Annotated in this window: 10 protein-coding genes; 2 read left to right on the forward strand and 8 right to left on the reverse strand. The window is 67.6% G+C overall.

All coding sequences use genetic code 11. The annotated features are described in order from the left end of the window. Positions 1–25: 25 nt before the first annotated feature. The 6 genes from FCH28_RS25515 to ngcE all read right to left on the reverse strand — a co-directional run bounded on the left by FCH28_RS25515 (position 26) and on the right by ngcE (position 7232). Entirely contained in the window at positions 26–1120 is a 1095-nt protein-coding gene (locus FCH28_RS25515) for a substrate-binding domain-containing protein (RefSeq protein WP_246103181.1), read from the reverse strand. 140 nt (positions 1121–1260) lie between these two features. Beyond that, positions 1261–2460, reverse strand: a complete 1200-nt coding sequence (locus FCH28_RS25520) for an ROK family transcriptional regulator (RefSeq protein ID WP_136742477.1) — start codon at positions 2458–2460, stop codon at positions 1261–1263. A 542-nt stretch (positions 2461–3002) separates the two neighbouring features. After that, positions 3003–3467, reverse strand: coding sequence for a VOC family protein (locus FCH28_RS25525; RefSeq protein WP_136742478.1), 465 nt, complete (start codon positions 3465–3467; stop codon positions 3003–3005). A gap of 244 nt (positions 3468–3711) precedes the next feature. Next, entirely contained in the window at positions 3712–4737 is a 1026-nt protein-coding gene (locus FCH28_RS25530) for a carbohydrate ABC transporter permease (protein ID WP_136742479.1), read from the reverse strand. Next, positions 4737–5660, reverse strand: a complete 924-nt coding sequence (locus FCH28_RS25535) for a carbohydrate ABC transporter permease (RefSeq protein ID WP_136742480.1) — start codon at positions 5658–5660, stop codon at positions 4737–4739. Before FCH28_RS25535 ends, FCH28_RS25530 begins: the two co-directional genes overlap by 1 nt. Before the next feature lie 132 nt (positions 5661–5792). After that, positions 5793–7232, reverse strand: coding sequence for an N-acetylglucosamine/diacetylchitobiose ABC transporter substrate-binding protein (ngcE, locus tag FCH28_RS25540; protein WP_136742481.1), 1440 nt, complete (start codon positions 7230–7232; stop codon positions 5793–5795). A gap of 481 nt (positions 7233–7713) precedes the next feature. Between ngcE and FCH28_RS25545 the strand changes: the two genes are divergently transcribed. Further along, positions 7714–11124, forward strand: a complete 3411-nt coding sequence (locus FCH28_RS25545) for a GH92 family glycosyl hydrolase (protein WP_136742482.1) — start codon at positions 7714–7716, stop codon at positions 11122–11124. A 94-nt stretch (positions 11125–11218) separates the two neighbouring features. On the opposite strand, the gene acnA is transcribed toward FCH28_RS25545, so the two are convergent. Continuing rightward, complete coding sequence (acnA, locus tag FCH28_RS25550) at positions 11219–13951, reverse strand: aconitate hydratase AcnA (protein ID WP_136742483.1); 2733 nt, start codon at positions 13949–13951, stop codon at positions 11219–11221. A 323-nt stretch (positions 13952–14274) separates the two neighbouring features. On the opposite strand from acnA, the gene sigJ reads away from it, so the two are divergent. Continuing rightward, the gene (gene sigJ / locus FCH28_RS25555; protein ID WP_136742484.1) at positions 14275–15168 is read left to right on the forward strand and encodes an RNA polymerase sigma factor SigJ; all 894 of its coding nucleotides are present in this window, start codon (positions 14275–14277) and stop codon (positions 15166–15168) included. 84 nt (positions 15169–15252) lie between these two features. Here sigJ and FCH28_RS25560 read toward each other — a convergent pair whose 3' ends face one another. Beyond that, positions 15253–16056, reverse strand: coding sequence for a S16 family serine protease (locus tag FCH28_RS25560; RefSeq protein WP_342781665.1), 804 nt, complete (start codon positions 16054–16056; stop codon positions 15253–15255). Between the last annotated feature and the right edge of the window lie 30 nt (positions 16057–16086).

Genomic DNA, 16086 nt, shown 5'->3' on the forward strand with positions numbered 1-16086 from the left:
GCATGACCGGGGTGTGACCGGGGCCTTACTTGATGCCGGCCGCCTCGCACGCCTTCTTGGCGTCGCCGGCGCAGATCTCGCTCGCCTTGTAGACCTTGTCCTTGAGGATCGTGTCCTTGATGTTGTCCTTGGTCACGATCTGCGCGTCGTACAGCTTGGCGGGGATGCCCTTGACCTCGCCGCTGAGGCTGTCGACCTTGGCGTCGGTCAGGGAGTCGATCTTCCCGCCCTTGAGCAGCTTGACCGCGATCTCGGCCGTGGAGTCGGCCTGCGGCTTGATCTGCTTGTAGATGGTGAACGCCTGGTCGCCCTTGAGGATCCGCTGCAGACCCGCGAGCTCGGCGTCCTGGCCGCCGACCGGGACCTCGACGCCCTTCTGCTTGAGGGCGGTGACGATGCCGCCGGCCATGCCGTCGTTGCCGGAGTAGACGCCCTGGAAGCCGTCCTTGCCGAGCGAGTCGAGGGCCGCGCTCATCTTCTTGTTGGCCTCGTCCGGCGACCAGTCGGGGATGTCCTGCTCATACGCGATCTTCTTGACCTTCTTGTCGAGGACGCTGTGGGCGCCCTTCTTGAAGAACGGCATGTTCGGGTCGGTCGGCGAACCGTTGATCATGACGACATTGCTGTCCTTGGCCTTGTCGCCCAGCGCCTTGACCAGCGCCTCGCCCTGGAGGCGGCCGATCTTCTCGTTGTCGTAGGAGACGTAGGCGGAGATGTTGCCCTCGGCCAGCCGGTCGTACGCGACGACCTTGACACCCTTCTTGGCGGCCTGGTTCACCCAGGACTTGGTGGCCTTGTAGTCGACCGCGTCCAGAATGATGACCTTCACGCCCTGGGTGATCAGCGCGTCGAACTGCTTCTTCTGCTGCTCGGTGTCCTGCGAGGCGTTGTTGTACTGAACCTTGCAGTCGCTGCAGAGCGTCTTGATCTTCGCCTCGATGAGCGGCCGGTCGAAGGTCTCGTAGCGCGTGGTCTTGTTCTCCGGCAGCAGGAGACCAATGGTCTTGTTGTCGCCACCGCCGGCCTTGTCGCCGTCACCGGCCTTCCCGCACGCGGCCACCGAGAGGGCCATCGATACGGCTGCGGTTCCTATGACGACGCGACGCGTCCAAACGTTCATTGGGGTTGCCTCCCTGACGAGGCCGCGTCGTTGCGGCCGAGGTGGCTGGAAGTCAACTCGGCCGCCCGCCGACCGTCAAGAAGTAAATCCTTAACGAGATGGCAACGGTGCCATGCGTTAGCTGTGTGAACTCAACGCGTTCACGCTAGGGCGGGTGCGTCCTCGACCTGCACACCGTCGAGAAGGGTTGAATCGCCCATTTCGCTCAGCACCAGCGCGAGCGCTCCCAGCACCTCGGCCCGGCCGCCGAGAGTGCCCGGGACGATGCCCAACTGCCGTGCCGCACTGGGGATCGCGTACCGGGACACCGACTCGCGGATCGGCGCCAGCACCAGCTCACCGGCCTCTGCGAGATCGCCGCCGAGCACCACCCTGCTCGGATTGAGCAGATTGCAGAGATTGGCCACACCACTACCGATATGACGGCCTACGTCCGCAATGACCCGTCGGCAGCCCGGATCGCCCTCGCGAGCCAGCTGGACCACCCGCGGCATGGTCAGATCGGGGCCATGGCTCGGTTGCAGCAGCGGGAGGACATACCGGGCGGCGGTGAAGGTCTCCAGGCAGCCGCGATTGCCGCAGCGGCACACCGGGCCCGCCTCGTCGAGGGTGATATGCCCGATCTCGCCCGCCGTGCCGCCCGGCCCGCGGTAGATCTGCCCGCTGATCACCAGTCCCGCGCCGACACCGCTCGCGACCTTGATGTACGCGAGGTCGGACGCCCCTCGGCCGCCGCCCCACACCAGCTCGCCCAGCGCGCCGAGGTTGGCGTCGTTGTCGACGTAGACGGGCACCCCGAGGCGCCCGGAGAGCTCCCGGCTGGGGTTGGTGCCGGACCAGCCCGGCAGGATCGCCGTCGACCCGAGGGTGCCGGATTCGACGTCGATGGGGCCCGGCACGCCGAGGCCGACGCCGACGACCTTGTCCGGGCTGATCCCGGTCTCCGCGATCAGCCTGCTGACCAGCTGTTCCGCCCGATCGAAGCCCTCCGCGGCGGAGGCGTCCACATCGATCGGCTCGGCCTCCTCGGCCAGCACCTGGTGCGCCAGATTGCCGACCGCCACCCGTAGATGGGAGTGCCCGAAATCGACGCCCACGACGATGCCCGCGTCCCCGGAGAGGGAGACGCTGCGCGCCCGTCGACCGCCCGCGGAGGTGGGCGTCACCTCGACGGTCCCGCCGTCCTTCAACTCGCGAACGATGTTGGAGACCGTGGCCGCGGACAGCCCCGTACTCCGGGCGATCTCCGCCTGCGTGAGTGAGCCGGCCATACGCACCGCGCGCACGACCCGCTCCAGATTGGCCCGGTGCAGCGAGGACTGCGACCCAGGAGTCTCCATCGACTCATCCACTCCCGCCTGGGGCGGTCGGCACGACGACCGGCCGCCGGGCCGGGCCACACCAGCGGGACCCGGCTTGTCTCCAACATGTGAATCTAAGCTGAGCCGCCCGGGCCACCTCCCGTCAAGTGCTTTGAGAAGGCAAGAGAGAAGGGAAACAGACCCATGGGCGGTTTGCGCGTTTGATCACGTTGGGTAGCGGGCCGAGGGCGGTCCGCGATCCCGCAGCGGAGCCGTGCACCCGACCTCACCGAGCCCGACGGCGACCTGCCCGCGGCACGCGGCACCCGTCACGCTTCACCGCTTCACCGATCACATGGCGAGCCGCGGGCGGGCGACTCGGGGCGGGAATGCCGCTCGGGGCCGGAAGGCCGCTCGCGGGAATGCCGCTCAGCGCGGGAATACCGCCCATCGCCCCCGCGTTGTGGACCCGCAGGGGGCCCTCGCATCCCCTAGGGGATCTGTTCGAACTTCCCCTAGGGGACCCGTTCCCACGTATCAAGCGAACAGATCCAGCCAGTTGGCCCACGAAGCGCGGGGCCCTAGTGCACGCAGAACTCGTTGCCCTCCGGGTCCGTCATGACCACCCACTCGCCGCCCGGTTCCTTGACGTGACTCTCGATCCGGGCGCCGAGGGCGCGGAGGCGCTCAACCTCCGCGTCCCGTTTGCCCGCCGGCCCGTGCAGGTCGATATGCAGGCGATTCTTGGTCGTCTTCGTCTCCGATCGCGGTACGCGATTGAAGAGCAGCCGCCGCCCCAGTCCCGCGCCGCTCTCCGCGTCGTACGGGTCGTCGGGGTGGCGTACCGCCGCCGCGTCCCGCCAGGCGCGCCGGTCGTGGTGGTCGATGAGGATCTCGGGCGGGATGGCGCCGAGGTCGAGGAGCTTGCCGATGAGGGCGCTGTTGTCCTCGACCTCGTAGCCGAGCGCGGCCGCCCAGAAGTCGGCCTGGGCGTGCGGGTCGTGGGCGTCGACGACGAGCTTCCAGTGCAGTGGCGTAGAGGTCATGGTCACCACTTATAGGCCCCGGCACTGACAGCGGGGAGCCGTCGCCCGCGCCCGGCCGGGTGATCTGGAGGTCCGTTCGGCCACCTCCCCAAGGAGCAGCCGGTCGGGCGCAGGGCATGGAGCAGACTCTGAACAGCACGGGCCAGGGTCTCAACGGCCCGGCAGCCCCTCGACGGCACGGGCAGACACCTACCGCCAAGGAAGAGGCTTGTCCGGTGACATGGCCGGAGTCCTGGACCGGGCGCTATTTGAGCGCGCCGGCCGTCAGCCCGGCCACCACCTGCCGCTGGAAGATGATGTACGCCGCGAGCACCGGCAGCATCGCGATCGTCAGTCCGGCGAACAGCCCCGACCAGTCGCCCTTGTAGCCCTGGCTCACGGCCAGCGCCACCAGGCCCTGGGTCAGCATCTTCTTGTCCGGGTCGCCGACATTGAGCACCGTCGGCAGCAGATATTGATTCCACTGCCCGAGGAAGTTGAAGATGCCGACGCTGATCAGGCCGGGTTTGGCCATCGGCAGCATCACCTGGAAGAAGGTGCGGGTGTGCGAGGCGCCGTCGATGAGCGCCGCCTCGGCCACCGACGTCGGCAGCGTTCTGAAGAATCCGCTGAGGAAGAAGACGGTGAACGGCAGGGAGTAGGCGATATAGACCAGGATCAGGCCGTGGTAGGTGTCCAGCAGGGTCATGTTCTTCATGACGAAGAACAGCGGGACCAGCGCCAGGATGATCGGGAAGCCCATCCCGCCGACGAACAGGAAGTACAGAAAGCGATTGCCGGGGAAGTCGAAACGGGCCAGCACATATGCCGCCATCGCGCCCAGCAGCATGGTGCCGATCAGCGAACCGCCCACCACGATGAGCGAGTTGAAGAAGTACTGGCCCATGTTCGCCTTGTCCCAGGCGCGCGACCAGTTGTCGAAATGCAGGACCGAGGGCAGTCCCCAGGGCGAGCCGAAGATCTCGGTGTCGTCCTTGAAGGAACTCACCACCGCCCACAGCAGCGGCATGGTGACCAAAAGGCCCCAGATCACCAGGACTCCGTGCGAAAAGACGTTGAGGACCCGGCCCCCGCCGTTTCCCGCGCCGTCGCCGGGTTTCCCGTTCCGGACCGCGCGTACGTCGATCGCCGCCGCGCCGCCCGGGGGCGCGCCCTTCTCGTCCGTTACGGCACCGCCCTCCTTCGTTACGGCCACCCCCTCCTTCATTACGGCAGCGCCTTCCTCCGTCACGCCCGGGAGGTCCGCGGGGCCGTCCGTGTGCGCACTCATCAGAACTCCAGTCGTTCGCGCCGTCCCAGCCGCATCACGATGGCCGAGAAAACGAGGGTCACAATCAGCAGGGAAACGCCGATGGAGGTCGCGTAACCGGCCTGACCGTCACGGAAGGTCTTCTGGTACACGTACAGCGGAAGGACCTCGGTGGAATAGTCGGGACCGCCCGGTCCGACACTCATGATCTGCACGAACGCGAAGGCCGAAACGTCCAGGGCGAGGATGCCCATATAGATCCAGCCGGTCTGCACGGTGTCCCACAGCAGCGGCAGGGTGATCCGGAAGAACGTGTTGAAGCGGTTGGCTCCGTCCAGCAGCGCGGCTTCGTAGAAGTCCTTCGGAATGGAGCTCATACCGGCCGAGAAGAGGACGACGTAGAAACCGACGTTGGCCCACACCATCGCGGCCATGACGCACCACAGCGCGAGCTGCGGGTCGCCCAGCCAGTCCGGCTGCACAGTGTCGAGCCCGATCGCCTGGAAGAACGCGTTGAGCGCACCGCTCTCCGGGTTGTAGGCGAACTGGAAGAGCAGCGCGACGATCGGGATCGAGAGCACCTGCGGGAAGAAGTAGAGAATCTTGTACGTGCCCGAACCCTGCACACCGCCGATGACCGCCTTCTTCCGGCGGCGGCCGCCGACATTGAGCATGAAGGCGAAGAAGAGCCCGAGCGAGAGGGTCACCACCGGCAGCAGGAGAAGCAGCGTCACGCTGTTGCCCACCGAGGCCCAGAAGACGTCGTCCTGGAAGAGGCGGACGTAATTGTCGAAGCCGACCACCTTCATGTCCGGACTGAGTCCGGTCCAGTCCGTGAAGGAGTAGTAGATGGCCTGCAAGAACGGCGAGATCACGAAGATCGCATAAATCGCCAGCGGGAGCGCCAAGAATCCCGCGATGAAACGGTATTTACCGTGCTGCATGACTACCGATCCCGTTCTCTCCGTGGGGGCACCTCCCGCTCGGGCCAGGCCGAGCGTGGGGGGACGCAGCCGCTGGTGACGCGCCCCGGCCGGCGCCGGGGCCCCCGGAAGTACCCCCCACTAACTCATCGGTCAGCGCTTGTACTTCTTGACGCTGGAGTCGTCACGGGTGTCGTCCGCATACTTCTGGATCTTGGCGATGGCCTCGTCGGGTGTCATCCGGCCGGCCATCATTTCGCCCAGCGCGCCGACGCCGATCCGCTCCTTCTGGAGCGCCACGTACCAGTCCTGCAGTCGCGGGTTGACGATGTTCGAACCGGCCTTCTGCAGCGCCGTCTGCGCCGAGGCCAGGCCCGGCGGCAGGGTGATTCCGTCGGTGCCGCCGTTGAACGAGGTGAGTGAGGAGACCTGCTTGATGAAATTCTGCGAGGACTTCTTGCTGAGCATGATGCGCAGCAGTTCCATGCCGCCCTCGGCGTTCCGGGCCTTTCTCGGGACGATGTACGGTTCGCCGCCGGAGGCCCAGATGGTGCCGAACGGCATTTTGTCCGAGGAGGAGAGGCTGGAGGGCGCGCCGACGGCGAGGTCGAACTGGGGGTTTTTCGCGATCTGCTTGGCGGATTCGTTCTCGACCCATGAGCCGTTGGGGATGAACAGCGCCTTGCCCTCGGCCCATGCCTTCTGCGACTGGAGGTGGTCGAGGCCTGGCGAGCCCTTGAGGACATAGCCCTTCTTGTAGAGCTCGTAGTAGGCGTCGAACGCCGCCTTGACCGCCGGGTCCTTCCAGGCGTTCGGCTCCAGGTTGTCGATCTTCCGCAGGACCTCCGCGCCGCCGATCTTGGCGATCAGCGGGTAGAGGCTGAAGGGCAGGTAGTAGGGGTACTTGCCCGGGTACGTCCAGCCCGCGATGCCCTTCTTCTTGGCCTTCGCGCAGAGGGCGAGCATGTCGTCCCAGGTCTCCGGGTATTCCGCGTCCAGCTTTCCCAGATTGCCCTTGGAGTACCAGACGCCGTAGACCGTGTAGGCGTAGTAGAGGATCCAGGTTTCCTTGCCGCCGAACTGCCCCATCTCCACGACGCCGGGGCGCAGTGTGTCCCGTACCTTCTTGTTCGGGTCATCGACCGAGGGGGCGTCGAGAAGCGCGGTGAGGTCGGTGAGCTGGTCCTTGGCCACGAGTGTGCCGAAGTCCATCTGTTCGGCGCCGGAGTTGTCGACGAGGTCCGGGGGGTTCCCGCCGTTGAAGCGCGGCTGGAGCGTCGACTGGATCTTCTGGGTGGAGGAAAGTTTGATCTTTCCGTCGGCCTTAGGGAAGGACTTGATGTACTCCGCCTGGGCGTCCTTCGCGTACTTGTCGCCGAATCCGCCGTCGAAGATGACGACGTCCAGACCGGCGGACTCATTGACCGCGAGTGGATTCTTGGCCGATTTCTTGCCCTTTTCGACCTTGTCGCCATCGCTGCTGCCGGCGCTGGCACAGGACGACAGTGCGCTCATGGCCGGAACGGCGATGATTCCCAGGGCCGCGGCCCGCTTGACCAGATCGCGGCGGTTGAATTCCGAGGTGGATCCCATGCTCAAGTCCTCGCCTTCTTCAGGACTCAGGCGGTGTACCGAGCCACCCCGGCACCGCAGGTCAGATGAAGCTGAGTTGTACGGGATGTGCACCGGGCAGGCCAGAGCCTGTTCGGTGGATCATGGCGCCCTTTCCGACCCTGGTCCACCGGTCAGTCCCCAGAGAAATACGGGGAAATCCTGCCTTCCCCGGGTTTCCCCCCGGATCCACGGCCATGTTCACACAGCCGATCGGACGCCGACAGGTATAGTCCACTTCCAGCCGACTGGGCAAGATCGAATGCAGGGTTGGCCGTCACCTTTTCCTAGTTGAGACCTCCCCGGCATACGGGGCATCCACCCACGCTCCGCCCACCGGATCGCGTGCCCGCCCCCGACCCACGGATCGCCGCGGCACCCTTGACACCAAAGTCCCCACGCACCTTACTTATCTCTGCGTTATTCAACTGACAACGATGTCAATCTCGTTGAGAGGGCTCGCGTGCGGCTCAGACACCGGCACAGTCCACTGCGGGGGATCGCCCGCCCCGTCGCCCTCGCGGCGGCCGCTCTGCTCATCACCACCCTGCACGGCCCGGCCCAGGCCGCGCCGCCCCAATTACCGGCGGCGTCAACGGAGTTCAGCTCCTCCTTCGAGTCCGGCGACCCTCGGCCCGACTGGACCGACACTGCCGAAACCGGGCCCGACGGCGCACCGCGGACCTCCGGCGTCGCCCCGGAGACCACCCCCACGGCCTCCGGTATGACCAGCCGGACCGACACCGGCCCCGCCGACTCCCCCACCGCCAAGGCCAACGCCGGCTTCTCCGGCGGTCACGCCCTGCGCTACGCGGGCACCCACACCGCGGACGGCCGCGGCTACGCGTACAACAAGATCTTCGATGTCAATACGGCCGTCACCGCGACCACTTCGCTCTCCTACAAGCTCTTCCCGGAGATGGCGCAAACCGATCTGGCCTACCCCGCGACCCATGCCGCGGTGGATCTGGCCTTCACCGACGGCACCTATCTCAGCGATCTGCGCGCCGTCGACCAGCACGGCATGCCGCTGACGCCGCAGGGCCAGGCCGCCGCCAAGACGCTCTACGTCAACCAGTGGAACAACCGGGAGGCGCGGATCGGCGCGGTCGCGGCCGGCAAGACCATCGACCGGATCCTGGTCGGCTACGACGCACCGAAGGCCCCGAAGGCCGCGCCGTCCTTCCGCGGCTGGGTCGATGACCTCACCATCGCCCCCAAAGCCCCGGACAAGCGACTGGCCCATCTCGCCGACTACGCCGTCACCACCCGGGGCACCCTCTCCAGCGGCAGCTTCTCGCGCGGCAACACCTTCCCCGCCACCGCCGTCCCCAACGGCTTCAACTTCTGGACGCCGGTGACCAACGCGGGCTCGTCAGACTGGCTCTACGAATACGCGCGGAAGAACAACGCCGACAATCTGCCAACACTCCAGGCGTTCAGCGCGAGCCATGAGCCGAGCCCCTGGATGGGCGACCGGCAGACCTTCCAGCTCATGCCCTCCGCCGCGGCCGGCACCCCGAACGCCTCTCGTACGGCGCGCGCGCTGCCCTTCCACCACGCCAATGAGACCGCGAAGCCGCACTACTACGGCGTCACCTTCGACAACGGCCTCAAGACGGAGATCACGCCGACCGATCACGCCGCGCTGATGCGCTTCACGTTCCCCGGTGACGACGCGAGCCTGATCTTCGACAACGTCAACAACAAGGGCGGGCTGAGTCTGGACACCGAGCGCGGTGTCGTCACCGGCTTCTCCGACGTCAAGAGCGGTCTGTCGGTCGGCGCCACCCGCCTCTTCGTCTACGGCGTCTTCGACGCGCCGGTCACCGGCGGCGGCAGGCTGGGCGGCGGGGGCGGCAAGGACGTCACGGGCTATCTCCGCTTCAAGCCCGGCGCGGACCGTACGGTGACCATGCGGATCGCCACCTCCCTCATCGGCGTCGACCAGGCGAAGGCGAACCTGTCCCGCGAGATCCCGGACGGGACGTCCTTCTCGGACGTCAGGGACCGGGCGCGGTCGCAGTGGGACAGCCTCCTGGGCCGCATAGAGGTCGAGGGGGCCGGCCCTGACCAGCTGACCACTCTCTACTCCAACCTCTACCGCCTTTACCTGTACCCCAACTCCGGTTCGGAGCGGGTGGGTTCGCGCACCCGCTACGCCAGCCCCTTCTCGCCGCAGACCGGCCCGGACACCCCCACCCACACCGGCTCGGAGATCGTCGACGGTTCGGTGTACGTCAACAACGGATTCTGGGACACCTATCGGACCACCTGGCCGGCCTACTCCCTGCTCACGCCGGAACGTGCCGGGAAAATGGTCGACGGCTTCGTCCAGCAGTACAAGGACGGCGGCTGGATCTCCCGCTGGTCCTCGCCCGGCTATGCGGATCTGATGACCGGTACGAGTTCCGATGTGGCCTTCGCCGACGCATACGCCAAGGGTGTGGAGTTCGACGCCGAAGCCGCCTATGAAGCGGCCCTCAAGAACGCCACCGTCGCCCCGCCGCAGCCCGGTGTCGGCCGCAAGGGCATGGCCACCTCGCCCTTCCTCGGCTATACGAGTACCGACACCCGCGAGGGCGCGTCCTGGGCGCTGGAGGGTTATCTCAACGACTTCGGCATCTCACGCATGGGAAAGGCGCTCTACGCGAAAACGCATAAACCCCGCTACAAGGAAGAGTCCGACTACTTCCTGGGCCGGGCCCGGAACTACGTCAGACTCTTCGACAAGAGGGCCGGCTTCTTCCAGGGCAGGGACGAGGAGGGCAACTGGCGGCTGCCCGCCGAAGAGTTCGACCCCCGTGTCTGGGGCCATGACTACACCGAGACCAACGCCTGGACCTTCGCGTTCACCGCTCCGCAGGACACCCGGGGGCTGGCCAACCTCTACGGCGGCCGGGCCGGTCTCGCCGCGAAGCTGGACGCGTACTTCGCCACTCCGGAGACCGCGTCCAAGGAATTCGCCGGTTCCTACGGCGATGTCATCCACGAAATGACCGAGGCCCGCGACACGCGGATGGGCATGTACGGCCACAGCAACCAGCCGTCCCACCACATCGCCTACACCTACGACGCCGCCGGGCAGCCCTACAAAACCCAGCAGAAGGTCCGCGAGGCCATGTCCCGGCTCTATCTCGGCAGCGAGATCGGCCAGGGCTATCCGGGCGACGAGGACAACGGCGAGATGTCCGCCTGGTACATCTTCAGCTCACTTGGCTTCTATCCGCTGGTGATGGGCGAGGGCGAATACGCGGTGGGCTCCCCGCTGTTCACCAAGGCCACCGTGCATCTGGAGAACGGGCGGGACCTCATCATCAAGGCGCCGGGCAACAACGCCCGCAACGTCTACGTCCAGGCCCTCCGGCTCAACGGAAAGCCCTGGAATTCCACCGCTCTGCCGCACGCTCTCCTCGCCCGCGGCGGCACCCTCGAATTCACCATGGGCGCCGAGCCGTCCGCCTGGGGCACCGGCGAGAACGCCGCTCCGACCTCCGTCACCAAGGACGACAAGGTCCCCGCCCCGCCCGCCGATGTGACCCGCCCCGACGGCGGGCCGCTCCACGACGACACCTCCGGCACCTCGGGGGTACTTACCAGTGCCCCGATCGACCTGACCAGATCGGCCCGGGTCACCTCGTACACCCTGACCTCGGCGGACCGCACCACCGCGCCCACCGGCTGGCGGCTGGAGGGCTCCCCCGACGGCGCGCGGTGGACCACCCTTGACCAGCGCACTGGTCAGTCCTTCACCTGGGACCGCCAGACCAGGGTCTTCGCCCTTGACCAGCCCGGCAGCTACCGGCACTACCGCCTGGTCCCGACCACTCCCGGCGGCGGGCGCACCCTCGCAGAGGTCGAACTGCTCTCCTGAGCATGGATACGCGGACGGGCCGCACCCCCTCATCAGAGGGAGTGCGGCCCGTCCGTACCGCTGGCGAACTACAGGTGCTCGCGTGCGGCTGTGCTTACTTGCGGATGAGCGAGCGCAGCACGTACTGCATGATGCCGCCGTTGCGGTAGTAGTCCGCCTCGCCGGGGGTGTCGATCCGGACCTTGGCGTCGAACTCGATATCGGCCCCAGAGGGAGAAGCAGCCTTGACCTTGACGGTCTCCGGGATGCCGCCGTCGTTCAGGGCGGTGATGCCGGTGATGGAGAAGGTCTCCTCGCCGGTCAGGCCCAGGGACAGCGCGGAGGCACCCTCGGGGAACTGGAGCGGGAGCACGCCCATGCCGATCAGGTTCGAGCGGTGGATGCGCTCGTAGGACTCGGCGACGACGGCCTTGACGCCGAGCAGCGCGGTGCCCTTGGCGGCCCAGTCGCGGGACGAGCCGGAGCCGTACTCCTTGCCGGCCAGGATGACCAGCGGGATCCCGGCGGCCTGGTAGTTCTGCGACGCGTCGTAGATGAACGACACGGGGCCGCCCTCGGCGGTGAAGTCGCGGGTGAAGCCGCCCTCGGTGCCCGGCGCGATCTGGTTGCGCAGGCGGATGTTGGCGAAGGTGCCGCGGATCATGACCTCGTGGTTACCACGGCGGGAGCCGTAGGAGTTGAAGTCGCGACGCTCGACGCCGTGCTCGGTGAGGTACTTGCCGGCCGGGGTGTCGGCCTTGATCGCACCGGCCGGGGAGATGTGGTCGGTGGTGACCGAGTCGCCCAGCTTGGCGAGGACGCGGGCGCCGGCGATGTCCTCGACCGGGGTGGTCTCCATCGTCATGCCCTCGAAGTACGGGGGCTTGCGGACGTAGGTGGACTCGGCGTCCCACTCGAAGGTGTTGCCGGTCGGGATCGGCAGCGCCTGCCACTGGGCGTCGCCCGCGAAGACGTCCTGGTAGGACTTGTTGAACATGTCCTCGCCGATGGCGTTCGCCACGACGTCGTTGACCTCGGCCTCGGAGGGCCAGATGTCCTTGAGGAAGACCGGGTTGCCCTCGGTGTCGTTGCCGATGGCGTCCTCGGTGATGTTCACCTTCATGGAGCCGGCGATGGCGTACGCGACGACCAGCGGCGGGGACGCCAGGTAGTTCATCTTGACGTCGGGGTTGATCCGGCCCTCGAAGTTACGGTTGCCGGAGAGCACCGAGGTGACGGCGAGGTCGGCGTCGTTGACGGCCTTGGAGACCTCTTCGTCGAGCGGGCCGGAGTTGCCGATGCAGGTGGTGCAGCCGTAGCCGACGAGGTTGAAGCCCAGCTTGTCCAGGTAGGGGGTCAGGCCGGCCTTGTCGAAGTAGTCGGTGACGACCTTCGAGCCCGGGGCGAGGGTGGTCTTGACCCACGGCTTGCGGGTCAGGCCCTTCTCGACCGCCTTCTTGGCCACCAGCGCGGCGGCGACCATCACGTAGGGGTTCGAGGTGTTGGTGCAGGAGGTGATCGCGGCGACGGTGACGGCGCCGTGGTCGATCTCGTACACGGTGCCGTCGGCGGCGACGACCTGGGTCGGCTTGCTCGGCGCGCCGTTGTGGTCCACGGCCGGGGCGTCCGAGGCCGGGAAGGATTCCTTGCCCGCCTCCTCGTCCGAGTCGCCCACGTAGTTGCGGACGTCCTGCGCGAACTGCTGGGCGGCCTCGGCCAGGACGATGCGGTCCTGCGGACGCTTCGGACCGGCGATCGACGGGACGACCGTGGAGAGGTCCAGCTCCAGCTTCTCGGAGAAGTCGGGCTCGGCGGCCGGGTCGAGCCAGAGGCCCTGCGCCTTGGCGTACGCCTCGACCAGTGCGACCTGCTGCTCGGAGCGGCCGGTCAGCTTGAGGTAGTTCAGCGTCTCGTCGTCGATCGGGAAGATGGCGGCGGTGGAGCCGAACTCCGGCGACATGTTGCCGATGGTGGCGCGGTTGGCGAGGCTCGTGGCCGCCACGCCCTCGCCGTAGAACTCGACGAACTTGCCGACGACGCCGTGCTTGCGCAGCATCTCGGTGATGGTCAGGACGAGGTCGGTGGCGGTGGTGCCGGGGGTGAGCTCGCCGGTCAGCTTGAAGCCGACGACGCGCGGGATCAGCATGGAGACCGGCTGGCCGAGCATCGCGGCCTCGGCCTCGATGCCGCCGACGCCCCAGCCCAGCACGCCCAGGCCGTTGACCATGGTGGTGTGCGAGTCGGTGCCGACGAGGGTGTCGGGGTAGGCCTGGCCGTTGCGGACCATGACGGTACGGGCCAGGTGCTCGATGTTGACCTGGTGGACGATGCCGGTGCCCGGGGGGACGACCTTGAACTCGTCGAAGGCGGTCTGGCCCCAGCGCAGGAACTGGTAGCGCTCCTTGTTGCGGCCGTACTCCAGCTCGACGTTCTGGGCGAACGCGTCGTGGGTGCCGAACTTGTCGGCGATGACGGAGTGGTCGATGACCAGCTCGGCGGGGGCGAGCGGGTTGATCTTCGCCGGGTCGCCGCCGAGCTCCTTGACGGCCTCACGCATGGTGGCGAGGTCGACGACACAGGGCACGCCGGTGAAGTCCTGCATGATCACGCGGGCCGGCGTGAACTGGATCTCCTGGCTGGGCTGGGCCTGGGAGTCCCAGCCGCCGAGCGCCCGGATGTGGTCGGCGGTGATGTTCGCACCGTCCTCGGTGCGGAGCAGGTTCTCCAGCAGCACCTTCAGGCTGTACGGCAGACGGGCGGAGCCCTCGACCTTGTCCAGCTTGAAGATCTCGTACGACTCGTCGCCCACCTGCAACGTGCTGCGGGCGTCGAAGCTGTTCGCCGACACGACAGTCTCCTTCATGCATGAATTCGCGCGTACCACCGCATCCTGCCGTCACAGGTCCTTGCCGATCCGCTAAGGTATGCCTAAGTTAGGTACGCCTTACTGGCGCGGCAGCGGTACGTCTCTTGGCAGATATCTCGATGTCGAGATAACTCTAGTACATCGCTGCGCCGGGGTCATGCCCTGGCCGGGTGTCCCGTCTCACCGAAGTCCCGTCCCCCGTCGCCCCGGATCCCCGAAGTGCGGAATCCCGGGTGCCGCCCTGTCACATCGGCGGGGTTTCGTTCGTCATGGCTGTGACGGACCGCTACGGAGGTAAGTGACCGATGGACGTAAGGGACGAACGCGAATGGCTGGCGGACCGGTTCGAGGAGAACCGTCCCCACCTTCGGGCGGTCGCCTACCGGATGCTCGGCTCGCTCAGCGAGGCGGACGACGCCGTCCAGGAAGCCTGGCTGCGGCTCAGCCGCTCCGGCACCGAAGGCGTCGAGAACCTCGGCGGCTGGCTGACGACGATCGTCGGTCGGGTCTGCCTCGACCTGCTGCGCTCGCGCAAGTCCCGGCGCGAGGAGCCGCTGGACGCGCATGTGCCCGAGCCGATCGTGAGCCGCGCGGACGGCATCGATCCCGAGCAGGAGGTGCTGCTCGCCGACTCGGTCGGACTCGCGCTGCTGGTGGTGCTCGAAACGCTGACGCCCGCCGAGCGGCTCGCGTTCGTGCTGCACGACATGTTCGCGGTGCCCTTCGACGAGATCGCACCCATCGTGGAGCGCACCCCGGCCGCGGCCCGGCAGCTCGCCAGCCGTGCGCGCCGCCGGGTGCAGGGCACGGCCCCGGTGCCGGACTCCGATCTCACGCGCCAGCGGGAAGTGGTGGACGCCTTCCTCGCCGCCTCGCGCGAGGGTGACTTCGAGGGGCTGCTCGCGGTCCTCGATCCGGACGTGGTGCTGCGCGCCGATGGTGGTGCGGTGGCTCCGGGCCTGTCGAAGGTGGTCCACGGCGCGCGGGCCGTGATCGAGCAGGCGGTCACCTTCTCCCGGTTCGCCCTCTACTCGCGGCCGGCGCTGGTGAACGGCGGCGCGGGGGTCGTCACGGCGCAGGGCGGCAAGCCGTTCTCGGTCCTGGGCTTCACGGTCACCGGCGGCAAGATCGTCGAGATCAACATCCTCGCCGACCCGGAGCGGCTGGGTCAGGTCGATCTGACGATCCTGGAGGGGTGAGGACGCCGACAGGGGCGAGTCGGTGCGGGGGGGGCGGGCCGGTCCGGAGGCCCGGGAGCGGCCGGTCCGGAGGCGGTGACGGGGTCAACAGCTCGGCACCGAGCCGCCCTTCGCCAGTGCGCGCAGTGCCTCGACCGCGCCCTTGAGGGTGGTGACCGGTATCAGCCGCAGTCCGCCGGCGGTCGCCTGCGCGGTCGAGCACTCCGCCTTCGGTACGAGGAAGGCGCTCGCCCCGTCGCGCTCGGCCGCCTGCGTCTTCAGCGCCACGCCGCCGACGGCGCCCACCGTCCCGTCGGCGGCGATGGTCCCCGTACCGGCGATCTTGCGACCGCCGGTGAGATCGCCGCCGCTGCCGTCGCCGTCCAGCTTGTCGATGATGCCGAGCGAGAAGAGCAGCCCGGCACTCGGCCCGCCCACGTCGCTGAGCTTCAGCGTCACCTTCACCCGGTCCGGATCCTTCTTCAGATACCGGAGCGCCGCCGCCGTCGCGGCATCCTGCGAGCTCTTCATCTCCGCGAGGTTGTGCTCGGCGATCTTCGTGTCGGACATTCCGGCCGGAAAAACCGAGTCCTTCGGCATCACGGCACGGTCCGTACGGAACCAGCCGTCGATCACGTCTCCCAGGCGGATCTCGGCACGTGGCGCGGTCGCCATGATCGCCACCATCCGCAGCTGGCCGCTGGTCCCGCGCACCGGGGCGCCGCTGATCGAGATGACCTCGGCGCTGCCGTCCTTGCCCAGCACATTCGTGGTCTGGCCGGGCCGCGCGACGGAGTAGGGCAGCGGCGCGAGCCCCACCACGGCCAGCAGAGCCGCGAGCGGTACGGCGCTGAGCGTGAGGGCACGGGGGCGGGCGAGGGCTCCGTCACGGGAGGGGCGAGTGATCACGCTGTCAATGTAACTGCCGTGTACGAGGCG

This window comes from Streptomyces piniterrae, from assembly GCF_005048155.1.
In the GTDB taxonomy this organism is placed as follows: Bacteria; Actinomycetota; Actinomycetes; order Streptomycetales; family Streptomycetaceae; genus Streptomyces; species Streptomyces piniterrae.